24 protein-coding genes, 1 riboswitch and 1 other annotated feature are annotated in these 24,820 nt (G+C 49.0%); all 24 genes read right to left on the bottom strand.

Going from position 1 to position 24,820, the window contains the following annotated elements:
• Nucleotides 1–106 precede the first annotated feature (106 nt).
• Entirely contained in the window at nt 107–595 is a 489-nt protein-coding gene (locus tag L3V45_RS07720) for a precorrin-2 dehydrogenase/sirohydrochlorin ferrochelatase family protein (RefSeq protein ID WP_024085291.1), read from the bottom strand.
• Nucleotides 576–1,361 carry a sirohydrochlorin chelatase gene (locus L3V45_RS07715; RefSeq protein WP_236837336.1) on the bottom strand — a complete coding sequence of 262 codons (786 nt, stop codon included), beginning with the start codon at nt 1,359–1,361 and terminating at the stop codon, nt 576–578. The genes L3V45_RS07720 and L3V45_RS07715 overlap by 20 nt, the downstream gene beginning before the upstream one ends.
• The gene (gene cobA, locus L3V45_RS07710) at nt 1,362–2,135 is read right to left on the bottom strand and encodes a uroporphyrinogen-III C-methyltransferase (RefSeq protein WP_025851340.1); all 774 of its coding nucleotides are present in this window, start codon (nt 2,133–2,135) and stop codon (nt 1,362–1,364) included.
• Nucleotides 2,136–2,259: 124 nt separating this feature from the next.
• The gene (cysC, locus tag L3V45_RS07705) at nt 2,260–2,853 is read right to left on the bottom strand and encodes an adenylyl-sulfate kinase (protein ID WP_003154363.1); all 594 of its coding nucleotides are present in this window, start codon (nt 2,851–2,853) and stop codon (nt 2,260–2,262) included.
• Nucleotides 2,854–2,866: 13 nt separating this feature from the next.
• Entirely contained in the window at nt 2,867–4,015 is a 1,149-nt protein-coding gene (gene sat, locus L3V45_RS07700; RefSeq protein WP_014304985.1) for a sulfate adenylyltransferase, read from the bottom strand.
• A 48-nt stretch (nt 4,016–4,063) separates the two neighbouring features.
• Nucleotides 4,064–5,128, bottom strand: coding sequence for a sulfate permease (locus L3V45_RS07695; RefSeq protein WP_003154367.1), 1,065 nt, complete (start codon nt 5,126–5,128; stop codon nt 4,064–4,066).
• Between the two features lie 12 nt (nt 5,129–5,140).
• A complete protein-coding gene (locus L3V45_RS07690; protein ID WP_003154369.1) occupies nt 5,141–5,842 on the bottom strand; it encodes a phosphoadenylyl-sulfate reductase in 702 nt (233 codons plus the stop codon).
• A gap of 127 nt (nt 5,843–5,969) precedes the next feature.
• A riboswitch (SAM riboswitch) is annotated at nt 5,970–6,074 on the bottom strand.
• A 101-nt stretch (nt 6,075–6,175) separates the two neighbouring features.
• The gene (gene pyrE, locus L3V45_RS07685; protein WP_007611309.1) at nt 6,176–6,808 is read right to left on the bottom strand and encodes an orotate phosphoribosyltransferase; all 633 of its coding nucleotides are present in this window, start codon (nt 6,806–6,808) and stop codon (nt 6,176–6,178) included.
• A complete protein-coding gene (gene pyrF / locus L3V45_RS07680) occupies nt 6,805–7,524 on the bottom strand; it encodes an orotidine-5'-phosphate decarboxylase (protein ID WP_015388255.1) in 720 nt (239 codons plus the stop codon). The genes pyrE and pyrF overlap by 4 nt, the downstream gene beginning before the upstream one ends.
• Complete coding sequence (locus tag L3V45_RS07675; protein ID WP_025851348.1) at nt 7,493–8,428, bottom strand: dihydroorotate dehydrogenase; 936 nt, start codon at nt 8,426–8,428, stop codon at nt 7,493–7,495. The genes pyrF and L3V45_RS07675 overlap by 32 nt, the downstream gene beginning before the upstream one ends.
• Nucleotides 8,428–9,198: a dihydroorotate dehydrogenase electron transfer subunit gene (locus tag L3V45_RS07670; RefSeq protein WP_014304981.1), complete on the bottom strand. Its 771-nt coding sequence runs from the start codon at nt 9,196–9,198 to the stop codon at nt 8,428–8,430. Before L3V45_RS07670 ends, L3V45_RS07675 begins: the two co-directional genes overlap by 1 nt.
• Nucleotides 9,195–12,410 carry a carbamoyl-phosphate synthase (glutamine-hydrolyzing) large subunit gene (gene carB, locus L3V45_RS07665; RefSeq protein WP_236837335.1) on the bottom strand — a complete coding sequence of 1,072 codons (3,216 nt, stop codon included), beginning with the start codon at nt 12,408–12,410 and terminating at the stop codon, nt 9,195–9,197. The genes L3V45_RS07670 and carB overlap by 4 nt, the downstream gene beginning before the upstream one ends.
• Entirely contained in the window at nt 12,395–13,489 is a 1,095-nt protein-coding gene (locus L3V45_RS07660; RefSeq protein WP_236837334.1) for a carbamoyl phosphate synthase small subunit, read from the bottom strand. The genes carB and L3V45_RS07660 overlap by 16 nt, the downstream gene beginning before the upstream one ends.
• A complete protein-coding gene (locus L3V45_RS07655; protein WP_025851354.1) occupies nt 13,486–14,772 on the bottom strand; it encodes a dihydroorotase in 1,287 nt (428 codons plus the stop codon). The genes L3V45_RS07660 and L3V45_RS07655 overlap by 4 nt, the downstream gene beginning before the upstream one ends.
• On the bottom strand, nt 14,756–15,670 hold the full coding sequence (locus L3V45_RS07650) for an aspartate carbamoyltransferase catalytic subunit (protein ID WP_052585887.1): 915 nt from the start codon (nt 15,668–15,670) through the stop codon (nt 14,756–14,758). The genes L3V45_RS07655 and L3V45_RS07650 overlap by 17 nt, the downstream gene beginning before the upstream one ends.
• Before the next feature lie 141 nt (nt 15,671–15,811).
• Nucleotides 15,812–17,122, bottom strand: coding sequence for a uracil permease PyrP (gene pyrP / locus L3V45_RS07645; protein WP_003154389.1), 1,311 nt, complete (start codon nt 17,120–17,122; stop codon nt 15,812–15,814).
• 154 nt (nt 17,123–17,276) lie between these two features.
• Nucleotides 17,277–17,822: a bifunctional pyrimidine operon transcriptional regulator/uracil phosphoribosyltransferase gene (gene pyrR, locus L3V45_RS07640; RefSeq protein ID WP_003154392.1), complete on the bottom strand. Its 546-nt coding sequence runs from the start codon at nt 17,820–17,822 to the stop codon at nt 17,277–17,279.
• A 188-nt stretch (nt 17,823–18,010) separates the two neighbouring features.
• Entirely contained in the window at nt 18,011–18,925 is a 915-nt protein-coding gene (locus L3V45_RS07635; RefSeq protein WP_003154395.1) for an RluA family pseudouridine synthase, read from the bottom strand.
• Nucleotide 18,926: 1 nt separating this feature from the next.
• Nucleotides 18,927–19,388, bottom strand: a complete 462-nt coding sequence (gene lspA / locus L3V45_RS07630) for a signal peptidase II (RefSeq protein ID WP_236837333.1) — start codon at nt 19,386–19,388, stop codon at nt 18,927–18,929.
• Between the two features lie 101 nt (nt 19,389–19,489).
• Nucleotides 19,490–19,861 (bottom strand): TraR/DksA family transcriptional regulator, encoded by a 372-nt coding sequence (locus L3V45_RS07625; protein ID WP_014304976.1) that lies wholly within the window; start codon nt 19,859–19,861, stop codon nt 19,490–19,492.
• Between the two features lie 149 nt (nt 19,862–20,010).
• A complete protein-coding gene (ileS, locus tag L3V45_RS07620) occupies nt 20,011–22,776 on the bottom strand; it encodes an isoleucine--tRNA ligase (RefSeq protein ID WP_236837332.1) in 2,766 nt (921 codons plus the stop codon).
• Between the two features lie 51 nt (nt 22,777–22,827).
• Nucleotides 22,828–23,056 (bottom strand) — a binding site (T-box leader).
• Between the two features lie 61 nt (nt 23,057–23,117).
• Nucleotides 23,118–23,612 carry a septum site-determining protein DivIVA gene (gene divIVA / locus L3V45_RS07615; RefSeq protein ID WP_003154406.1) on the bottom strand — a complete coding sequence of 165 codons (495 nt, stop codon included), beginning with the start codon at nt 23,610–23,612 and terminating at the stop codon, nt 23,118–23,120.
• Between the two features lie 94 nt (nt 23,613–23,706).
• Nucleotides 23,707–24,477 (bottom strand): YlmH family RNA-binding protein, encoded by a 771-nt coding sequence (locus L3V45_RS07610; RefSeq protein WP_071543326.1) that lies wholly within the window; start codon nt 24,475–24,477, stop codon nt 23,707–23,709.
• A gap of 61 nt (nt 24,478–24,538) precedes the next feature.
• Nucleotides 24,539–24,817 carry a YggT family protein gene (locus L3V45_RS07605; RefSeq protein WP_003154408.1) on the bottom strand — a complete coding sequence of 93 codons (279 nt, stop codon included), beginning with the start codon at nt 24,815–24,817 and terminating at the stop codon, nt 24,539–24,541.
• Between the last annotated feature and the right edge of the window lie 3 nt (nt 24,818–24,820).

Genomic DNA, 24,820 nt, shown 5'->3' with positions numbered 1-24,820 from the left:
GGCATATACCATTCAAACTGCCCGCTTTCGTTTTGAATTTTTCACATTCGGCGGACTGTCAGGACAGTATAAAAAACACCCTGCCTGATGACAGACAGGGTGTTTTTTATGGTCTTCTTCTTTTCTCAAATAATCGATCCACTTCTTCAGCCAAATCAGCAGTAATGAGAGGCTTTATGTCCTCAGCCAGTCTTTTCGTATGTGCAGGGCTTGCGCCGCTTGTTGATACGGATACTTGAATGCGCCCTTTGCGGATGATCTTCGGCATATACACGCTGCCCCGTTCAGCCTCGCTTACACAATTGACCAGCTGCGTTTCAGAAGCGCCCTCGGCTATCTCCCGATTCACGCTGCGGTCATTTGTCGCGGCAATGATGAAAAAAGCGGGCGCAAGATCCTTCATTTCAATTTTACGGGAAACCCAGCGGATACGTCCTTCATCCGCCAGCTGTTTAATTTCAGGCAGGGCATCGGGACTGATTACAGTAATATCCGCGCCTTCCGGAAGCACTGTTTTGAGTCTTCTTAAGGCAACATTGCCTCCGCCCGCGATGACAATTCTTTTTCCGCTGAGATTAATGTGCAGAGGCAGCATACTGTCCCCCCTTAAAATCAAACTGCCCGCCGGGGTTTCGGACAGCTTCCGTCACACGGTTCAAAAACGCCTGCTTAATATGCGGGTGAAAACCTAAGTATGAAGCGAGATGAACATTTTGATTGACCGTTTGAAGCTTTTGAACTTCCCGTTCAATCTCAGTCATTAAAAGCCCGGTAAACAGAAGATATGGAACGATAAAAACGGGTGCTCCGTCATCCTCTCCAAGGCCGGCAAACACTTCTTTATAGTGCGGGTCACATGCTGTTAAAAAACAAGGGATGACTTCTTTAACAGGTGTAATCGCCTCAAGTTTTCCGGCAATCTCACTGACTGCGCTTTTAACTGCCGGATCTGTGCTTCCTCTTCCGATCAGCACCACTTTCGCCTGCTCAATGGACACTCCGGTATCTTCAATGCGATGATGCACGGCTTTTACGACTTCATCGTCCACTCCGATCGGAACACCATATGTCACTTTTATATCGGGATGCAGGGCCGCCGCACGGGCGATTTCAGCCGGAATGTCATGTTTCGCGTGGGCAGCGGTCAACAGCAGCAAAGGCACAGCCGCAATATGAGTGGCGCCTTGTCTGACACAAGCTTCAAATCCCGCTTCAATAGACGGTTCCTGCAGTTCTAAAAAACAGATTTCCTGAATGGGAGCGTCAGCGTGCGGCATGCACCCTTTTAAAAACGCCGCCGACTCTGTCTGCGCTTTTTTCAGCCTGCTTCCGTGTCCGATATATAAAATCGCCTGCTTCATTTACAACGCCTCGCTCAAATCCGGATTTTTCTGATCAGATGCATACCAGTCCAGTGTGCAGTGATAATTGACGACATCACCGATAACAATTAAACTCGGGTTTTTGATTTCTTCTTTTATCACTGTGTCTGAAAGCGTGCCGACGGTGCAGACGACTGTTTTTTGCCTGTCCGTCGTCCCCCAATGAATAAAGGCTGCCGGAGTGCCGCCGTCTCTGCCGTTTTCCAGCAGCATTCTTTCAATCTGCCGGATATTTTTAATTCCCATATAAATCACCAGCGTATCAATGCCCGTCGCCAGCGCTTTCCATTTTTCTTCAAAGTCGTCTTCTTGTTTATAATGTCCCGTAACGAATGCGACATTGGAGCTCGCCTCTCTGTGCGTCACCGGAATGCCGGCATAAGCAGCAGCCGCGATTCCTGATGTAATGCCGGGAACGATCTCAAACGGAATGGCGTTTTGCGCGAGAGCCTCCGCTTCTTCGCCTCCGCGGCCGAAAACAAACGGGTCGCCCCCCTTGAGCCTTACAACGGTTTTTCCCTTTTTCGCATACTTCACAAGGAAACGGTTGATTGTATCCTGTTTCATAATGTGAAAATCCGGGAGCTTGCCGCAGTAAATCAGATCCGCTTCTTCGCCGGCGTACTGTAAAATCTCTTTGTTTACCAATCTGTCATATAATATAACGTCCGCTTTCTGTATGGCTTTCATTGCCTTCACCGTTAATAAGTCCGGATCTCCCGGACCGGCTCCAACGATAAATACTTTCCCCATAGCATGTCTCCCCGATCCGTTTTGAAATCTTCCCAGAACAGCCGCGAGGCCGCACTTCAGCTATTTTACCATATCCCGCCATTGCGGAGGATATCCGGCTGATTGCGCGGCCTTTTTGGACCTATTATGCTAAGCTGTTTTTCACAAAGTCAACCAGTCTTCCGGTGCATTCTTCACGTTCAAATTTGCCTGAATCAAGTACGAGCTCAGGCGCTTTCGGCTCTTCATACGGTGAGTCGATCCCCGTAAAGAACGGAATTTCACCATTTCTTGCTTTTTTATATAACCCTTTCGGATCGCGCTTTTCACATATATCGAGGTCGCATTTCACGTAGATTTCATTAAATTCGCCCTCTGCCACAAGCTCTCTCACCTGATCTCTGTCCTCACGGAACGGAGAAATAAAAGCCGTGATGACGATGGTTCCCTGCTGAACGAAAAGCTTCGCCACTTCCCCGATGCGGCGTATATTTTCCTTGCGGTCATCATCGGAAAAACCTAAGTCCTTGTTTAAGCCGTGGCGGATGTTATCACCATCAAGCACAATGACTTGATAGCCTTGTTCAAACAGCTCGCGCGCTGCGGCGTTTGCAATTGTGGATTTCCCTGAACCGCTTAAGCCCGTCAGCCAGAGGATAGAGCTTTTATGCTTGTTTTTCTGCTGGTATTCTTCTTTCGTTATTGAGGCTTCATGCCATACGATATCACGATTTGTCACTCTATTTTCCTCCTTAAGAAACGCCTGCTTCTTCTTTCGTTTTCAGCCCTTTAATCAACACCTCGACAACTTCAGGACGGCTGAATTCCGCCGGCGGCATGACGCCGCTTCGCAGCATTTCTCTGACCTTTGTTCCTGACAGAATGACGTGGTCTTTTCTGTCATGCGGACATGTTTTGGCCGTTCCCATGTTGCCGCATTTCTGGCAGAAGAAGCTGTGCTCGAATTTCATCGGTGTAATCCCGAGTTCATCCGCTGTAAATTGATCAAACAGCTCTTGCGCTTCATATGTGCCGTAGTAATCACCGACGCCGGCATGATCGCGGCCGACAATAAAATGCGTGCAGCCGTAGTTTTTGCGGACAAGCGCGTGGAAAATGGCTTCTCTCGGCCCCGCATACCGCATTGCCGCCAAAAACACGCCGAGGAATACGCGGTCTTTCGGATAATAATGATCGAGCAGCACCTGGTAGCTTTCCATTCTGACATCCGCCGGAATGTCATCTGATTTTGTTTCACCGACGAGCGGGTTCAAAAACAGGCCGTCAACCGTCTCAAGCGCGGTTTTTTGGATATATTCGTGGGCGCGGTGGACCGGATTTCTCGTTTGGAAACCGACGATGGTTTTCCAGCCTTTTTCTTCGAAGCTTCGTCTTGTATCGGCAGGTTCAAATGTAAACTCAGGAAACTGCTTTGACGCTTTTTTAATTAATGTGATCGGCCCGCCGACATACGTATCGCCGCGTGAAAATAATTTTTTCACGCCCGGATGCGCGGCATCATCGGTTTTATATACGTGAACGGCTTCTTTTTGTTTATCCGGCGTATAAATATCTTCGATGTCGACGACGCCGTATGTTTCTCCGCCGTAAGTCAGTTTCACCGTGTCGCCGACGGCAAGCTCAGCCGCTTTTTCTGAATCGACCGGAAGCGTGATCGGCAGGGACCAGACAACCCCTGATGCTAGACGCATATTTTCAACGACTGATACGTAATCTTTTTCTGTGAAAAATCCTTCAATCGGGCTGTACCCCCCGATCCCGATCAGCTCTAAATCAGCGAACGAAATCAAATCAAGCTCAATTTCTTTGTGGACGGATGTAAGATCATACTGCTCATTCACCCGATTAATTAATGTTCCTCCGTGCGGTGCTAAACTCATAATACATGATTCCTCCCAGTTAACAGATAAACAAACTCAGATTAATAGTTAAATGCCCCCGCCTTGTTCATGGACAGAGCGTTTCTCTTTTCGGATGGCTTTCATCAGACTGGCGGCTCCGCCAGCTGCCAAAAGCACGCTGGCCATCATAAAGATGGAATAGTAATCTCCTTTTAACAGCAGGGAGACAAGCAGATACGAAATCGACAGTGACAAAAACGGCGAAACAACCCATACTTTGAGCATCGTTTTCACGACTTCTTTATGAAAAACGTTCGGCCCGTTTTTGGCCATTCCGATACCGATAATTGATGATGATGTGACTTGCGCCAATGGGACCGGCAGACCGAAGACGGAACTGATAATGACAAGCCCCGCACCGGTTCCTGAAAGCAGTATGCCTTCTCCGGCTGAAAACCTCGTAATCTTTTTCCCGTTGGTTTCAAGCACTTTGCGTCCTAAAAGCAGAGCGCCGAGAGCGACAAAGATGCCTCCGTACAGCGTTCCTTTTGACACGCTGAGTACGCCCGCAGCCACCAAAGGGCCCACCGCATTTGCGACATTGTTCATTCCGGCTGAAAAAGCTTCCCAAAAACCCGCAAAAAGCAGCACAATTCCTAAAATCTTCTGTTTCCGTTTCGAAATGACTCGAATATTCAGAGAACTGAATACCTTCGATACGAGAAAAGTGAAACAGAACGCGACGAACGGTACGAGCACCCAAAAAATCACGATGACCAAAAGATGCTGTAAAAACAATACTTTGTACGCGACGCCGACACCGACAATCGCCCCGACAGTGACCTCACTCGTCGACAGCGGAATGCCGAGCACATTCGCCGTGAATAACGATAGCGCCGCCGCTCCGATTATAATGCAGACAATGGTGAGCGTAATGGTTTGTTCGGGAATGATTCCGCCGCTGATCGTCTTAACGACTTCACCGCCGCCGATAACCGCCCCTGACAGGACTCCGGCCGCGCAGATGATCAGCGCATACGTTTTCTTTTTAACGGCGCCGGACCCGTAAGCGACTCCCATTGATGCCGCGGCTCCGCTGGCTCCGATATTCATGGCAAAAAACAGACAGAATAAAATAGCGGCTAATTCCATCGGGCAGCTCCTTTATTCATGCAGTCCGCATTCTGTTTTCGCCATGCCGTTCCATCTGCCGCTCCGCAAATCTTCCGCGGTAAACGCAGGTGAAGTGCACGGTTCACAGCCGATGCTCGGATACCCCTGATCATGGAGGATATTGTAATCCAGCTCATGCTTGGAAGTATATCTCCAGATGTCTTTCCATGTCCAATGGATCAGCGGGCATACTTTAATCGATTGAAACTTGTCGTCTTTATTCAGGAAATTCGTATTCGCCCGGCTCGGCCCTTGATCCCGGCGAAGGCCGGACAGCCATGCCGGATGCCCTGCGAGCGCTTCTCTTAACGGCAGAATTTTTCTGATGTAGCAGCACTGGTTCGGTTCTCTTTCCCACAGTTTATCTCCGTGAGCCTCGGCCTGTTCCTCGAGAGTAAGGCTGGGCTTTTTCAGGATAATGTTCAGCCCCGGATAACGTTCTTTCACTTTTTCGATCGTTTCATATGTTTCTTTAAAGTGAAGACCCGTATCGAGAAACACGATTTCCGCGTCTTTCTTTACTTTAGAAATTAAATCGATCAGGACGATGCCCTCAATCCCGAAGCTGCACGCGTAAACAAGCTGGTCTCCGTAGTGGCCGTATGCCCATTTTAAAACGGACAGCGCGCCTTTATAGGAATCGTCTTCCGGAAATGTAATCGCCGGTTCCTCCCATGTGTCATACGTTAGCATTTTTTCTTTCCTCCTCCCGGAGACAATCAAACAGCTGTTGTTCTCTGCCGGTTGTCTTATCCCTCAATCTTTTTTTCATATAAAAAACTTTCAATCCAGCGGAATGAAAGACAGTGACCCGGTATAGCCCTTATCTTCAAAATGCTGTGCATTTTTCTGGATGCGGCACCTTGCAATACACGCAGGTTGCCGGGCGTCATCGGTCCAGTCCCTCAGCCGCTCTTGATAAGCTTTTTAGATTTGTACTAAATTTTAGCACAATTCTAACAGAAGTCAACCCGAGTTTTTTGATAGGAATAATAAAACAGGCCCTGAGGCCTGTTTTTATTATCATTATTTTTTAAACCAATCTTTTGACTCGGGATTCAGTTTCCATGATTTCAGTTTTTCAATGTCAGCTGAATGTATCGTACCGTTTTCAAGCGCAACTTCAATCAGCGTGTCATAATCGGTTAACGAGTAATAAGGAAGACCCGCTTTTTTAAAGGCTTCTTTTGCTTTCGGCAGTCCGTATGTAAAAATGGAAATGACGCCGAGGACTTCCGCGCCCTCTCTTTGAAGGGCCGCCGCAGCTTCAAGCACGCTGCCCCCGGTAGAAATCAAGTCTTCAATCACGACTGTTTTTTGTCCTTTCTTAATGGCGCCTTCTATTTGATTTCCTTTGCCGTGCGCTTTCGGTTTGCTTCTGACGTAGCACATCGGCGCGCCTGTACGGTCTGCGAGAAGCGCAGCATGCGGAATGCCCGCCGTTGCAGTGCCCGCGATCATCTCCGCCTCGGGAAAATGCTCTTTCAGCAGTTTGCCGAGCCCGTCCGCCACATCATTTCTCACTTTTGGATACGACAATGTCAGACGGTTGTCACAATAGATCGGTGATAAAATGCCGCTCGCCCACGTAAACGGCTCATTCGGGCGTAAAAAGACAGCTTCAATGTGTAATAGATGTTTTGCGATAGCCTGTTTCATCGGCGAACGCCCTCCCATTCCAGTTTAATTGCTTCATATGCTTTAACGGGGTTTTCCGCTTTTGTAATTGAGCGGCCCACGACGATGGCTGACGAACCGTTTTCTTTCGCAAATGACGGAGTCGCCGTACGGACTTGATCGTCAGCTGCGTCACTGGCGGTGCGGATGCCCGGCGTGACTGTCAGAAATGAAGGCCGGACCGCTTCATAAATGGCTTTTGTTTCATGGACCGAACATACCACTCCGTCCAGCCCGCACTCTTCCGCCATTTTGCCGTAATGCACAACCGTTTCTAACAGCGGCTTATGCAGCAGAAGCTCTTCCCTCGCCACCTGCTCTGAAGTGCTGGTCAGCTGAGTCACCGCGATTAAAGACGGGCGTTTTCTGCCTGCCGGCGTGCCTTCTTCAAGCCCCTCAAGGGCCGCGCGCATCATGCGTGCACCCCCTGCCGCATGCACATTGACGAGATCAACGCCGAGGCCGGCCAGCCGCTTCATCGCTTTATTGACCGTAGTCGGGATATCATGAAGCTTTAAATCTAAAAATATATCACAGTTCCGTTCTTTTAATTGGTGAATGATGGCGGGGCCTTCCTGATAAAAAAGTTCCATCCCCGTTTTGACAAAGAGCCTTTCCTTTTTAAACAAGTCTAAAAACGTTAAAGTCTCTTCCCCTGATGCAAAATCAAGCGCGATGATGGGCAGGTTGTTTTTCATGTTTCCAGCTCCTTCCGATGCATTCACTTACAGATTGAAAGCCGTGTTGGCGCAGCACATGGGGGAGCTGTTCTATGATTTCCGGGCAGACGAACGGATTGACGAAGTTCGCCGTGCCGACGGCAACCGCACTCGCTCCCGCAAGAAGAAATTCTAATGCATCCTCTGCGGTCTGAGCGCCGCCCATCCCGATAATCGGAATTTGAACGGCCTGGCTGACTTCGTATACCATCCGGATGGCGACCGGTTTGATCGCCGGGCCTGACAGTCCGCCCGTTTTATTTGCTAAAATCGGCCGGCCCGTCTTGAGATCGAGCCTCATCCCGATGAGAGTATTAATCATCGTCAGACCGTCAGCACCGGCCGCTTCAATCGCTTTGGCAATTTCGGTTATGTTTGCGACATTAGGCGAAAGCTTCACATACACAGGCACTGCGGAAACTTCTTTCACCGCTTTTGTCAGTTCGGCCGCCATGACGGGATCAGTACCAAAAGCAATCCCCCCCGTTTTGACATTCGGACATGAAATGTTAAGCTCAAGCGCATGCACATTCGGCGCTTGGCTGATGTGCTCGGCCACTTCTTTATAGTCGTCCACCTGAGAACCGGCGACATTTGCGATAATCGGCGTGTCAAATTGTTCGAGCCAAGGCAGCTCGTGATTGAGCACATGCTCAAGGCCGGGATTTTGCAGTCCGATGGCATTCAGCATTCCCGCGCTTGTCTCCGCCACTCTCGGCGTCGGATTTCCGAAGCGGGCTTCGTTCGTCGTGGCTTTAATCATAATGCCTCCAAGGCATGATAAATCGTAAAATCCGGCATATTCTTTCCCGAAACCGAAACATCCGGAAGCGGGGATGATCGGGTTTTTCAATTGGAGACCCGGCAGATTCACCTCTAACATTACAGCGCCACCTCCTCAGCTTTAAATACCGGCCCGTCAAGGCAGACCTTTACATAGGATGTATCGCTTTCACCCGTGCGGCACACGCAGGCGAAGCAGGCCCCGATGCCGCAGCCCATCCGCTCTTCCATCGAAAGATAAACCTCTTTATGGCCGTACTGCTGCTTCAGAGCTTTCAGCATCGGTGTCGGTCCGCAGCTTAGCAGGACATCGAATTCGAGCTGCTTTTCACGGATGATATCGGTGACAAATCCTTTCTCTCCATATGTTCCGTCAGCCGTCGCCACATAAGTGTCTCCGTACGCACGGCATTCCTGTTCGTAAAAAACATCCTTTGCTGATTGAAATCCAAGCACATGAATGACGTTTACGCCTTTTTCCGTCAGGCGCTTTGACAGTTCCTGCAAAGGCGGAACCCCCACTCCGCCTCCGACTAACAGCGCGGTTTTGCCGGGTTCAATCCGCCGCACGGGAAATCCGTTGCCGAGAGGGCCGAGAACGTCTATTCTGCCGCCCTCTTTTTTCCCGGACAAAAGGCGCGTTCCCTCACCGTCAGCTCTGTAGATAACGGATACTTCATCCGCGGCGAAATTGACGTCCGCAATGCTGAGCGGTCTTCTTAATAGCGGTGTGACCGCGTCACTCACCTTCAGATGAAGAAATTGTCCCGGCTCGGTAAGGTGCCGGACAAGCTCTCCTTTCAGCACCATCTTATAAATCCGGTCGGCAATTTCTAAGTTGGATTGAACAGTCAAATGCGCTTTTTTCATATCGTGACTGCCGCCTTTTGATTGGTTTCGGATGCAGGCATATGATCCGCCCGGAATGTCATGCTTTCCAATACCCGCAAAATGGCTTCGGCCGTATCTAAAGATGTCAGGCAGGCGACTCCGTTCTCAACGGATTCGCGGCGGATTCTGAAGCCGTCTCTGGCCGGCTGTTTGCCCTTTGTCAGCGTATTGATGACAAATTGCGCTTCTCCGTTTCTGATCACATCGAGCAGATTTTTCCCTTCTTCGCCGATTTTCCCGACGACTTGAGCCGGAATCTGAGCGTCTTTCAAATAAGCCGCCGTTCCTTCCGTCGCCAAGATTTTATAGCCGATGGCGTGGAACCGCTTGGCGATCAGCAGTCCTTCTTCTTTATCTTTATCAGCAACGGTCAACAGCACTGAACCGTAGTTCGGGATTTGAATGCCTGAGGCAATCAGCGCTTTATAGAGCGCTTTTTCCAAGGTTGAATCTTTGCCCATGACCTCTCCCGTCGACTTCATTTCAGGGCCTAACGTGATATCCACTCTTCTCAGCTTCGCGAATGAGAAGACAGGCGCTTTCACGAACACCCCCTGCTGTTCAGGCTGCAGCCCCTCTTGATAGCCGAAATCAGCAAGCTTTTGGCCGAGAATGACCTTTGTCGCCAGATTCGCCATCGGAATCTTAGTGATTTTGCTTAAGAACGGCACGGTTCTGCTTGACCGCGGATTTACCTCAAGCACATACACCTCACCTTGCGAAAGTACGAACTGGATGTTCAGCAACCCGATGATGTTAAGGCCTTTTGCCAAGGCAACAGTGTATTGTTCGATTTTTTTCTTAATGTCTCCGCTTAAAGACTGAGGCGGATAGACGGCGATTGAATCCCCTGAATGGACGCCGGCCCGCTCGATATGCTCCATAATCCCCGGAATAACGACTGTTTCGCCGTCAGATACGGCATCGACTTCGATTTCTTTCCCCGTCAGATAACGGTCGATTAACACCGGATGCTGCGGGTTGATTTTGACCGCATTTTTCATATAGTGAAGCAGTTCTTCTTCGTGATAGACGATTTCCATCGCCCGGCCGCCGAGCACATACGAAGGGCGGACAAGTACCGGATAGCCGATGGATGCAGCGATTTTGGCCGCTTCGTTCACCGACACGGCGGTTTTTCCGAGCGGCTGCGGCACATTCAGCGCCTCAAGCGCCTGCTCGAACTTATCCCGGTCTTCCGCACGATCTAAATCTTCAAGTGATGTACCGAGAATTTTGACGCCGCGGGCGCTCAATTCTTCCGCAAGGTTGATCGCCGTCTGGCCGCCGAATTGGACAACAACGCCTTCCGGCTGTTCCAAATCAATGATGTGCATGACATCTTCTACCGTCAGCGGTTCAAAATACAGTTTGTCTGATATGCTGAAATCAGTGGACACCGTCTCAGGGTTGTTGTTGATAATAATCGCTTCATATCCTGCCTGCTTAATCGCCCAGACAGAGTGAACGGTCGCATAGTCAAATTCGACGCCCTGTCCGATGCGGATCGGGCCGGAGCCGAGGACGACGACGCTTTTTCTTGATGTTACCTCAGACTCGTTTTCTTCCTCATATGTGCTGTAGAAGTACGGGGTTTCTGATTCGAATTCCGCCGCGCATGTATCCACCATTTTATATACAGGCTTGATGGCTGCTTCTTTTCGCATTTGATACAGCTCTTGTTCCGGCATATTCCATTCCCGGCTGATATATTTGTCGGAGAAACCGAGTTCCTTCGCTGTCTGCAGGACGGCGAGGCTGCCTTTTTCCGCTTTCAGCTCGGTTTCAAAAGCGACCAGCTTACAGAGCTTGTGCAAAAAGAATACGTCAATTGCGGAAAACTCATGAAGCTGCTCCACTGTGTAGCCTCTTCTGAACGCTTCTGCAAGATAAAACAGCCGTTCATCTCCGGCCTTTCTGATCCGTTTTTCCAAAAGCCCGTCAGAAATCTCTTCCGCATCCTTCAGTTCCAGGTGATAGACATCGGCTTCCAGTGAGCGGACCGCCTTTAACAGCGATTCTTCAAGGGTGCGTCCGATGGCCATGACCTCTCCGGTGGCTTTCATCTGCGTCCCGAGCCTGCGGTTTGCCGACTCAAATTTGTCGAACGGCCAGCGCGGGATTTTAGAAACGACATAGTCAAGCGCGGGCTCAAAAGCCGCATATGTTTTTCCCGTTACGGGATTCATCATTTCATCAAGAGAAAGCCCGACTGCGATTTTCGCCGCAAGCTTTGCGATCGGGTAACCCGTCGCTTTTGAAGCGAGGGCAGATGAGCGGCTCACCCGCGGATTCACTTCGATAATGTAATATTGGAAGCTGTCGGGATCGAGCGCGAGCTGAACATTACAGCCGCCTTCAATGCCGAGCGCGCGGATCAGCTTTAATGAAACATTGCGCAAAAGCTGATATTCCCGGTCGCTCAAAGTCTGGCTCGGGGCAACGACGATGCTGTCGCCCGTATGGATGCCGACCGGATCGATATTTTCCATGTTGCAGACGACGATCGCGTGATCTCTGCTGTCTCTCATGACTTCATATTCGATCTCTTTGTAACCGGCGATGCTTTTTTCCAGAAGGCACTGATGGACGGGGCTGAGCTTTAATCCGTTTTCGACGATCTCTTTCAGTTCCGCTTCATTCGAGCAGATGCCGCCGCCCGTTCCGCCTAATGTGTAAGCGGGGCGCACGATAACCGGAAACCCGATCCGGCCGACAAATTCCTCGGCTTCCTGTAAAGTGCGGATGATCTCACTTTCCGGCACCGGTTCATTCAGCTCATTCATCAGCGTACGGAATAAGTCGCGGTCTTCCGCCTGCTGGATGGCGGACAGCTTTGTGCCGAGCACTTCCACTCCGCATTCCTCAAGAACCCCGAGTTCAGACAGCTCGACGGCAAGATTCAGTCCGGTCTGTCCTCCCAGAGTCGGCAGGATGGCGTCCGGCCGTTCTTTTCTGATAATACGCGTGAGAAACTCCGGCGTCAGCGGTTCTATGTATACCCGATCAGCCATTTCCGTATCCGTCATAATCGTTGCCGGATTCGAGTTGACGAGAATGACTTCATAGCCTTCTTCCTTTAAAGCGAGACACGCCTGTGTGCCCGCATAATCAAATTCCGCCGCCTGTCCGATAATAATCGGGCCTGATCCGATCACTAAAATCTTTTTAATATCTACGCGTTTTGGCATACCGCTTCCCCTTCTTTCTCAGTTGTTTCGATCAAGTCAATGAATCTGTCAAATAAGTGATTGGCGTCTTCCGGTCCCGGTGAAGCTTCAGGGTGGTACTGAACCGTAAATGCCGGCAATGTTTTATGCTTGAGTCCTTCGATCGTTTGATCATTGATCGCAATGTGCGTCACTTCAAGCTCTGTCTCATCTATTGAAGAAACCGTATATCCGTGGTTTTGGGCTGTTAAAGCGACTTTCCCTGTCGCAAGCTCTTTAACCGGATGATTGGAACCCCTGTGTCCGAATTTCATTTTTTCCGTTTCCGCTCCCGATGCCAGCGCAAATAATTGATGGCCGAGACAGATTCCGAATAACGGCACCTTCCCGAGTATGCCTTTTATCATTTCAATGGCTTCCGGCACATCTTTCGGATCTCCGGGTCCGTTAGAAAGCATGATGCCGTCCGGCTTGAGCTGAAGCACTTCTTCCGCCGTTACATTGTACGGCACAACGATGACATCGCATTTTCTTTTGTTTAACTCTCTTAAGATGCCGTGCTTCATACCGAAATCGACGAGCACGATGCGTTTGCCGCGGCCCGGACTCGGATATGCCGTTTTCGCCGATACTTGAGCAACTTGATTTCTCGGCAGTTCCGTTTCTTTCAGCCTTGCAAGAACCTCTCCGACATTCTCCTCACTTGATGCAAACGTTCCTTTTAATGCGCCGGCCGTGCGGATCATTCTGGTGAGTTTTCGCGTGTCGATCCCTTGTAAGCCGGGGATATTTTTCATTTTCAGATACTCATCAAGCGTGTAAGCCGAGCGCCAGTTGGAAGGCAGCTCGCACAGTTCTTTTACGATCAGCCCTTTTACAAAAGGAGTGATGGATTCAAAGTCATCTCTGTTAATTCCGTAGTTGCCGATCAGCGGATACGTCAGCGTCACGGTCTGCCCGCAGTAAGAAGGGTCTGATAAAATTTCCTGATAACCGGTCATTCCCGTGTTGAATACGACTTCACCCGCGGTATGCTCCAGGCTCCCGAATGCTTCACCCTCAAATACCGCTCCATTTTCCAGCACTAGTCTTCTTTTCATTTGACGAGTCTCCCTTCTTCATATGCAAGCTTACCGGCAGCCATCGTTGCAACAGGCCAGCCGAAGCACTTCATCTTGTTGAATGGCGTATTTTTTCCTTTAGATAAAAATGTATCTTTGTCAATGGCCGCTTCTTTGTCCAGATCAATCAGGGTGATGTCAGCCGGCGCCCCCGGTGCAAGCGTTCCGTACGGAAGACCGAATGCCTCGCAAGGTTTTACCGTCATGAAATCAACCAGCTGCTTCAGCGTCCACGCCCCGTTTTTCACAAAATGTGTGTACAGAAGCGGAAAGGCAGTTTCTAAACCGACGATACCGAAAGGCGCAAGCTTCATATCCGTGTTTTTCTCTTCTTCTGTATGCGGCGCATGGTCAGTGGCGATGAAATCAATCGTGCCGTCTAAAAGCCCTTCAATCAGCGCCTCTCTGTCCTCTTTGCTGCGAAGCGGCGGATTCATCTTAAAATTGGTATCAAGTCCCGGGATATCTTCGTCACAAAGCAGCAGGTGGTGCGGCGATACTTCCGCCGTCACGCGGATTCCCGCTTTTTTTGCGTCTCTTACGGCTCTGACGGATTCTTTCGTGCTGATATGACACACGTGGTAATGGCAGCCCGCTGCTTCCGCCAGCAGCACGTCACGGGCGATATGTACCGCTTCACAAATGGAAGGTATACCCTTCAGGCCGTTCGCTTTTGAAAAAGAACCTTCATGCACGCTCCCTCCGTAAATAAGCGAGTTATCCTCACAATGAGCGACAATCGCTTTATTTATTGAAGCCGCCCGTTTCATGGCTTCATACATCATTCCGGCCGTCTGAACGCCGACGCCGTCATCGGTGAAGGCGAATGCGCCCGCTTCATGAAGCGCCTCAAAATCTGTCATTTCTTCGCCGGTTTGTCTGATCGTAATCGATGCGTAAGGAAGGACCCTGACAGATGAGGTTTCTTTGATCCTGTTTTGCAGCCATTCCATCTGCTCTTTCGTATCCGGCACCGGCCTTGTATTCGGCATGGCGGCGACTGTGGTAAAACCGCCGCGCGCCGCGGCTTTAGAGCCCGTCTCAATGGTTTCTTTTTTCTCGCCGCCCGGTTCTCTGAAGTGGACATGAAGGTCTACGAGCCCAGGTGAAACGAACAGTCCCTCAGCGTCGATCACCGTTTCTCCGTCTTTCGCTGTCAGAAGCCCGGTTTCCGAAATGAATTCACCCGTTACCCGGATATCCTGTACCGCTTTTTCTCCCTGTTCATTTAATATCCAGCCGTTTTTAATGAGATAAGACATAAGCCGCTTCTCCCCTTTTCACATTGGTTTGCAGTGCTCTTTTTAAGACTGCCATTCTGATATACACACCATTTTCCATTTGTTTAAAGATTCTTGATTTTCCGCATTCCACTAATGCTGTGTCAATTTCGACTCCTCTGTTCACCGGTGCGGGATGCATGATGATAGCATGCCGCTTCATGCTCTCCGCCCGTTTTTCGGTCAGCCCGTATGCTTCCAGGTAGCCTTTTTGGTCGGCTTCTGTCTGATGCCTTTCATTTTGGATGCGGAGCAGCATGACGACATCTGAAGCTTGTATGGCTTCATCCGTCTGAACACAGGTGCCGAAGGCGTTTTTCTCATCCTGCCACTGCGGCGGCCCGGAAAACAGCACACGTGCGCCGAGCCTTGTCAGCACCTCGGCATTTGACCTTGCCACTCTGCTGTGTTTGATATCGCCATGAATGGAAACCGTCAGGCCCTGAAAGGTCTCAAATTCCTCTTGAATCGTCATTAAATCAAGCAATGACTGAGTCGGGTGCTGTCCGCAGCCGTCTCCTGCGTTTAAGATCGGAATATTGACTCTGCCGGTCAGATCTTTGTAATATTCATCTGTGCTGTGCCTGATGACGCAGGCGTCCGCTCCGATTGATTCCAGTGTTTTGACCGTGTCGTATAAGGACTCGCCTTTTTGAACGCTTGTGCTCGTACCGTCTAAGCTGAGCACGTTCATCCCGAGTTTCTTTTCCGCCACTTCAAAGCTGAACCGCGTTCTCGTGCTCGGTTCAAAAAACAGATTCGCAACGAATTTTCCCGCGAGATCGGGACGGACTGCACCCTCTTTAATCGCTTTTGCCTCTCGCAGCAGTTCTGTAATTTCAGCCGCGCTCAGTTCAGACATCGCCGTTAAATGATTCATGTTTTTTCTCCTCCGTTTCCGCTTGAAGGCCGTAAAAAACACCCCGGTCTATAGACTCGGGGTGCGGTTAAAGAGAGAAGAGCCGTACAGCGTCTTCCCGTTATAACCCTTCCAAGCCTCTCTGGACTTTCTTTAAAAGGTTTACATATGATTTGGTTTTTCTGATGCAATCGCGTCTTCTTCATTTGCATGCGGCAGGATAAGGTTCAGGATGACTCCGACGATTGCCGCAAGCGCCATGCCGGATATTTGGAACCCGCCTTTTGATACTTGAATAAAAGCCCCTCCGACGCCGATCACGAGGATGACGGATGTGATAATTAAATTTCGCTTGTTTTCATAATCAATGTTGTTGTCAATCAGCATTCTCAAGCCGCTGGAGGCAATGATTCCGAAGAGCAGGAAGGAAACGCCTCCCATAACCGCGGACGGAACAGAGCTGATCAGCGCTGAAACTTTGCCGATAAATCCGAAGCACAGCGCAATCACTCCTGCGCCGCCGATGACAAAGACGCTGAAAACTCTCGTAATTGCCAGGACACCGATGTTTTCGCCGTATGTTGTCGTCGGCGGGCCGCCGATTAACGAAGCGATAATCGTCGCTACGCTGTCCCCCATTATGGAGCGGTGCAGTCCCGGCTTTTTAATAAAATCCTGTCCGACGACTTTACTCAGCACCATTTGGTGGCCGATATGTTCTGACATCGTCACGAAAGCGACCGGCACCATCGCAGCGGCAATGCCCAATGTCACTGACGGCGTGTAGTCTTTGAAAGGGATGATAAATTCAGGAACGGCGAACCATTTTGCATCAATGACCGGCTGAAAATTGACGATGCCCTGTGTCAGCGCAAACAGATATCCGCCTATAATGCCGATCAATACCGGAATCAAGCTTAAAAATCCCCGTAAAAAGATGGCGCAGATAATGGTGATGGCCAAAGTGACGCCGGCTACACTGAAATGTTTCAGGCTGTAAACGAGTTCCTTCGCATTCGGATCAGCATACATTGCCATATTGACGGCTGTGCTTGCCAGTCCGAGACCGATGACGATGATGACCGGCCCGACGACCACCGGGGGCAACAGCTTCATCAGCCACCCCGTTCCAAGCTGCCTGATGAGAAGCGCGATCAGGCCGTACACAATTCCCGCCAGGAAAGCGCCGACCATGGCAGCCCCCGGCCCTCCCGTCGCCTTCACCAAGATAATCGGTGATATAAAGGCGAATGATGAGCCGAGATAAGCGGGAATCTGGCCTTTTGTCACCAAGAGATAGGCGAGTGTCCCGATTCCGCTCGTGACAAGCGCCACTGCCGGGCTCATTCCGACCAGTTTCGGCACGAGTATGGTTGAACCGAACATGGCGAATAAATGCTGCAGGCTGAATGACAGCCAGGACAATGGATTGGGGACGTCCCTGACTCCCAGGTTTACTTTTTTCTTACTCATGGCGTTTTCCTCCCGGTTGACTTTCAAATGGTATAAAAAAACCTCTTTGCTTTTTGCGCAAAGAGGCATACAAAGCCCGGCCGCGTCGATCCGCCCGGCTTTGTGTTTTAAAATCCTCTTTGCAAACTCTCTGGAATGCATTTAAAAAGGGTGATTATTCATTTTCGTAAATGGCGACCATATCAGTCTGATCAACTTCGCTCAGCTGAACCATCACTTTTTCAGCTTTTGAGGTCGGAATGTTTTTCCCGATATAGTCCGCTCTGATCGGCAGCTCCCGGTGTCCTCTGTCGACAAGCACGGCAAGCTGTATCGATGACGGCCGCCCGACATCAACGAGAGCATCCATCGCAGCTCTCACCGTCCGGCCGGTATAAAGCACATCGTCAACCACAATGACCTTTTGGTCTGTGATATCGGCCGGAATGTCCGCGCCTTTTACAAGCGGCTCTTCGTTGCTCGTTTTTTTTGTGAGATCGTCACGGTAAAGGGTGATATCGATTTCCCCGACGGTGACCGGATTTCCTTCAATCTGTTCGATCCGCTCGGCCAGCCGCTTCGCTAAATAAATACCTCTTGTTTTAATCCCTACAAGAATGCAGTCATTCATTCCTTTATTCCGTTCGATCATTTCATGGGCTATCCTTGTCAGCGCCCTTCTGATGGCCTGTTCGTCGAGAATAACAGCTTTTTGATTCACTCGTGACACCTCTCCATTCGTATATAAGAAGAAAAAACCCCTCCTGCCAGAGCATAGAGGGGTTCCTTTCCAGGACCAAGACACACGTGTATCTCTTCTGTCCTATCCGTTATCCTTCTCAGCCTCTCCGGACTGTGTTAAAGAATCTATTCAGCTTGTTTTTATTATTTCAGAAAAGAAACTCGCTGTCAATGGCTATTTCTCAAATGTTCAATGAGTTTTTTCATATCTTCAGGAAGGGGCGCTTCAAACTCCATGTATTCGCCCGTCCGCGGATGGTCAAAACCTAATATTCCGGCATGAAGCGCCTGACCGTTGAAATCAATGGTTTTTCTCGGTCCGTACTTCGGGTCGCCTGCCAAAGGAAACCCGATATATTTCATATGAACACGGATCTGATGCGTTCTTCCGGTTTCAAGACGGCACTCTACGAGCGTGAAGTCTTGAAACCGCTCAAGCACGTGGAAATGCGTGACGGCGTTTTTGCTGCTTTCTCTTGTTACGGTCATGCTTTGACGATCTTTTTTATCTCTCCCGATCGGAGCGTCAATCGTACCGTCATCATGTGAAATCAACCCGTGGACAACCGCTGTGTACTTTCTCGTCACAGTTTTATTGACGAGCTGATTAACGAGTGATTCATGCGCCATATCGTTTTTGGCGACCATTAACAGGCCGGAGGTATCTTTATCAATCCGGTGGACGATTCCCGGGCGCATGACGCCGTTAATGCCTGAAAGATCATTGCAGTGAGCCATCAGTCCGTTTACGAGCGTCCCTGTCACATGGCCGGGAGCCGGATGTACGACCATGCCCCGCGGTTTGTTCACAACCAAGACATCCTGGTCTTCATAGTAAATGTCCAAATCCATCGGCTCTGCAAGCACGTCCAATTCTTCCGGTTCAGGAATGGTGACGTTTACCTGATCGCCGGGCTGCATTTTATAATTCGCTTTTACGGATTTGCCGTTAACGGATACCAGTCCCTCTTTTACCCATTGCTGCACTTGAGTGCGTGACCAGTTTTCTCCCGTTGAAGCCAAAAATTTATCAATCCGTTCGCTCTTTTGTTCAGGCTGAACGGTTATCTCAAATTGATTCATGTTATTGCTCCTTCTTTTTCCCGCTGTCAAACAGCATATGAATAAATAAAAGTATTACACCGACGCACAGTGAGGAGTCCGCGATATTAAAAATCGGATAGTGATAATCCACGATGATGACATGAATAAAATCCACCACTTCCTGGCGCGCCGCCCGGTCAATAAAGTTTCCGGCCGCACCTCCCAGCATTAAGCCGAGAGAAATTCCGAGTAACATCTGCCCTTTTGCATAACGCTGTATGTAATAAACGATTCCGATAATCACGGCGATGGTAATGACGTAGAAAAACCACATTTGGCCGGCTAAAATCCCCCACGCTGCTCCCGTGTTGCGATGAGGTGTGATATAAAGCACCTGGTCGATGACAGGTATGCTTTGTCCCAATTCCATATGGCTGACGACAAGCCATTTGGTCAATTGGTCGGCAATAATAATAAAAAGAGCGATAAGATAATAAAGCACACACGTTCCTCCAGTATACAGTTACTTTTATCCTTTATGAATTTTATCAGTAAAAGATGCCGGAGTAAAGGCAGATCATAAGCGTATACAAACAGACGCTGTCACTCATACAGCGCCTGATCATATGCATAATCTCCGGTTACCCAGTATGGAAGGGTTTTCTTTTCAAATTGAGCGGGATAATAAAAATCATCAGCGGTTCTGGCCGTCGGCAGCACCGCAAGTTTTTCAATCGGAATGGGGGCGCCTGTTTTTTCACAATAACCGTACGTATTGTTTTCAAACTTAGACAGGGCAAGAAGAACATCCTGAAGTTCTTCTTTTATATGATAGATCAGAGTTGCTTCTTGGTCGTTCATTGAAGGTTCAACAGATGCTGACATTTGAAAGCAAGAATATTCGAATAATCTTGATTGAAGTTCTTCTTTCATCATGAGAAGCTCCGTGTGGATTGCGGTCAGTTGATCATTCATTCATCACAACTCCTGCTCTTGATGTTATAGCTTTATTGTTGCCCTCAGAGCGCCATTTGAAGCCCATAAGAATTTTCCTGCCGTTCTAATCGATGACATTGCTGGCATGTAAAAAAGCGCCCGGCTGACACCGGGCGCTTTCTCATTTATTATTTTTGATAATATTTTTCAACGATTTCCGCATTGCGCAGTGATAATGTCGGATATTTCGGATTGGCTCCGACATCTTTAGAAATTACGCGGGAACGCTCACACATCTGGCCTTCCGCTTTTTCTACGGTCATTTTTCCTGTTGTAAAGCTTTGCGCGTTTTCCGGCGCTTCACTTTCGTCTTTTACTGTCAGTTCTGAGACGATAAACAGCTGCGCGATGTTTTCTTTAATGGATGACAAGAGGTCGCGGTTTTCTTTGTTCGGATACAAAGTCAGGCTCGCTTCCAATGATCTTCCGATAATTTTTTCGTTACGGGCTGTTTCCAAAGCTTTCAGCACGTCGTTTCGAAGCTCCATGAAGCGGTCGAATTTTTCTTCTGTCGCCTGACTGTCCCGAACAGCAATGGTTTCCGGCATATCTGTCAGCTGCACGCTCGCTTCTTCAACAAATGATAAGTGAGACCACATTTCATCCGCCGTATGCGGGAGAATCGGCGCTGTCAGTTTCACTAACGCCAGCAGCGTTTCATAAAAGACGGTCTGCATGCTGCGGCGGTCCGGATGATCCGCATGCTCGATGTACACAACATCTTTTGCAAAATCAAGATAGAAGGAGCTGAGCTCGATCGTACAGAAATTGTGAATGCTGTGATAAACAACCGCAAATTCGTATTCATCGTACGCTTTTTTCACCTTATCGATCAGCTTATTCAGCTTGATCAGCATATATTGATCCACTTCGCGGAGATCTTTTACATCCACGGCATTGATGCTTGGATTAAAATCGAACAGGTTGCCGTGAAGGAAGCGGAACGTGTTGCGGACTTTCCGGTATACTTCCGCGACCTGCTTCAGAATATCTTCAGAAACCGGGTGATCGGCCTGATAGTTTACGGAAGATACCCATAAACGCAGAATTTCAGCTCCAAGCTGTTTTGCGATTTTTGTCGGGTCAATCGTATTGCCGAGTGATTTACTCATTTTACGGCCGTTTGCATCAAGTGTAAATCCGTGGCTTAATACGCCTTTATACGGCGCTTTGCCGGTGACTGCAACAGCGGTGGAAAGAGATGAGTTAAACCAGCCGCGGTATTGGTCAGAGCCTTCAAGGTATAAATCAGCCGGACGGACAAGATCATCTCGTTCTTCAAGAACGGCCTGATGGGAAGAACCTGAATCAAACCATACATCCATAATGTCTTGCTCTTTCGTGAAGATTCCGTTCGGGCTTCCCGGATGTGTAAATCCTTCCGGCAGGAGGTCTTTTGCCTCTCTTTCAAACCATACGTTTGAGCCGTGCTGTTTGAACAGCTCAGACACGTGTTCAATCGTTTCGTCAGTGATGATCGGCTCACCGTTTTCTGCATAAAATACCGGGATCGGAACACCCCAGACGCGCTGTCTTGAGATACACCAGTCACCGCGGTCGCGCACCATGTTGTAAAGGCGCTGTTCGCCCCACTCCGGCACCCACTTCGTTTGTTTGATGGCATCAAGCAGATCGGATCTGAAATCTTTAATTGACGCAAACCATTGCGCAGTCGCTCTGAAGATCGTCGGTTTTTTCGTTCTCCAGTCATGCGGATAGGAGTGTGTAATAAACTCGAGTTTCAAAAGCGCGCCGTTTTCTTCAAGCTTCTCCGTGATCGGTTTATTGGCTTTATCGTAAAACATTCCTTCAAAGCCCGGCGCTTCGTCGGTCATGTTTCCTTTTTCATCAACAGGGCACAGTACTTCTAAGCCGTACTTTTGGCCGACGATAAAGTCATCTTCCCCGTGGCCCGGGGCAGTATGAACACAGCCTGTTCCGGCATCGGTTGTGACGTGGTCACCGAGCATGACGAGTGAATCTCTGCCGTACAGCGGATGTTCTGCAGTGATGTATTCTAATTCTCTGCCTTTATATGATGCGACAACTTCAGGATTTTCAAAGCCGCATGCCTCCGCTACGTTTTCGATCAGTTCAGCCGCCACTACATAACGCTTGTCTCCAACCTTGATGACATTGTATTCAAGATCAGGATGAACGGAAATTCCGAGGTTGGCAGGCATCGTCCACGGCGTCGTCGTCCAGATGATGAAGCTTTCTCCGTTTTCCAGAACGCCTTTACCGTCTTTCACTTTAAACGCAACATAAATAGACGCGGAACGTTTGTCCTGATATTCAATTTCCGCTTCTGCTAAGGCAGATTCACTTGAAGGCGACCAGTTGACCGGCTTCAGACCTTTATAAATATAGCCTCTTTTCGCCATCTCGCCGAAAACGCGGATCTGCTGCGCTTCAAATTCAGGCTGAAGCGTAACATACGGGTTTTCCCAATCGCCTCTGACGCCGAGACGCTTGAATTGTTCGCGCTGTCTTTCGATCTGCTGCCATGCATAATCTTCGCAAAGCTTGCGGAAATCAGCGACGGACATTTCTTTCCGGTTTACTTTTTTGTTTTTCGTCAGCGCCGTTTCAATCGGCAGTCCGTGCGTATCCCAGCCCGGCACGTACGGTGCGTTGTAGCCGCTCATTGATTTATAGCGGACGATGAAGTCTTTCAGGATTTTGTTCAGGGCATGGCCCATGTGGATGTCTCCGTTTGCATAAGGAGGTCCGTCATGCAGCACGAATTTCGGGCGGTCTTTCGTCCGTTCTTGAACAAGACGGTAAATATCCTGCTCCTCCCAGTCTTTTTGCATGTCCGGCTCACGATTCGGCAGATTTCCCCGCATCGGAAAATCTGTTTTCGGCATTAACAGCGTATCTTTGTAATCCATTTTCATTCCTCCACAACATTTTTCAGAAAATAAAAAAAGCCCTCTCATCCCATAAGGGACGAGAAAGCTTATCTCGCGGTACCACCCTTTTAGAAAAAACGGATCATCCGTCTTTTCCTCTCGAACATCGTAACGTGATGGAACGTCCTTTCCTACTCTAGGTTCAGAAAGGAAACTAAAGGGCTGATCTGCATGATTCCGGCCATCCCGGGCTTTCACCTTCCCCGGTTCGCTTTATAGCCTGTTTTGAGTCATGCCGGTCCCTTTCAATCGTCTTTTCATCTGAATTTATGAACGTATTATATTCGAACGGGCCGAAGAATGTCAAGAAAATCAGAAAATTATTCTTTTTCCTCAAATACCGCGTCGACTTCGTATTCCAGCAGATGATCCCAATCATCGTTCTTCAGCAGGTCGAGCTGCGCTTCAATCAGCATTTGGAAACGTGTTCTGAAGACTTTAGACTGTTTTTTCAGCTCTTCGATTTCCATTGCGATTTTTCTTGATTTGGAAAGCGACTCATTGATGATGCGATCGGCATTTTTTTCTGCTTCACGGACGATCAGCTTCGCTTCTTTCTGCGAGTTGCGCTTTACGTCTTCTGCTGCTTCCTGGGCTACGAGAATTGATTTATTCAGCGTTTCTTCGATATTGGCAAAGTGGCCGATTTTTTCGTCCAGCTCGTTCACTTTCGCCTCAAGCTCCGTTTTTTTACGGAGTGCGATTTCGTAATCTTTTCTGACCTGCATTAAAAATTCATTTACTTCATCTTCATCATATCCGCGAAAACCTTTTGTAAACGTTTTGTTATGGATATCATTCGGCGTTAATGGCATATTGCCACCTCCATTTTTACATTTCAGTACGGTTATCTAGTTCACATTATAAAACAAATACGGCACAGATGGAGAAAAAAACTGAAAAAACGACTCATTTTTGCCGTTCAAATGTAACTTTCCATTTGTCTTTTTTCGTTTTTCCGTCAACTTTTGCCAAACTGCATCGTCCGAAGCCGCGAATCGAGAGCATGTCCCCTTCAGCAACCTGATAAGACGGATCTTCAATAGCTTTCCAATTCACCTTAACGAGCCCGTTTTTCACAAGCGCCTGCGCTTTCTGCCGGGATTGCCTGCTCATTGAAGCGCAGACGGCGTCGAGACGCAATGAAGAAACCGTGTCATCCCTTATTTCGACATCTGAAGCGGGAATGTGAAGAGCGGAAAGCTCGATTTTCTCAAGCTTTACCGGCGCTTTGCCCGCCTTGGTCAGCTGAGTGCTGACAAAATCGGCGATTTCACCGGAGATGATGAGCTGCACGGCTTCCTCTGAGAAAATCAGATCGCCGTATTTCTGCCGCTTTAAGCCGATCCCCATTAATGATCCGAGAAGAGAGCGGTGGTCAATGCTGACGAATTTTTCAGCGTATTGAACGTCAAAAGCCCGGAGCTCAAAATCATCCTGTTCAGGTTCCATATATTCAGGGTATAAAATCGCGCGTTTGCGCTCAGCTCTGTCATATCCTCCGAAAAACGCAAGACCGCAGGCGTCGCCGATAACGGCTTTTACAATCACCTGTTCCCTGGGATCTAAGAAATCAGTCAGCTTCATCCGATACTGGTCCAGGACAATCTGTTTCCATTCAAGCACCTGATCAATAAAAGGCCGCTCGTCTTGTCTGAAGTGCTGGTAAATATCGCTCATGTTCTTTCCTTTCTATGTAAAGAGGCTTGGCTGGTGCCAAGCCCGTATCAAACTGTCGCATTCAAGTATACATTGCGATCATGCGGTATAGGCCCCAAAGTCCCGTCGTGGCAAACCGAAGCACGATAATCGCTACAATCGGGGATATATCCAGCATGGCAATGGGCGGAATGATCCTTCTGAACGGCTCTAAATACGGTTCGCAAATCGCTGCGAGAAACCGTCCGACCGCCGTTTCTCTCGTACTCGGCACCCATGACATAAAGATATAGATGATCAGGGCAAACGAGTAGATGTAAATTAAATAACTCAGAACGGAAAAAATTTGATAAAGAATCATCCT

The sequence above is a fragment of the Bacillus sp. R45 genome (assembly GCF_021729365.1).
Classification (GTDB): Bacteria; Bacillota; Bacilli; order Bacillales; family Bacillaceae; genus Bacillus; species Bacillus velezensis.
This window is presented reverse-complemented; position numbering and strand designations above follow the sequence as displayed.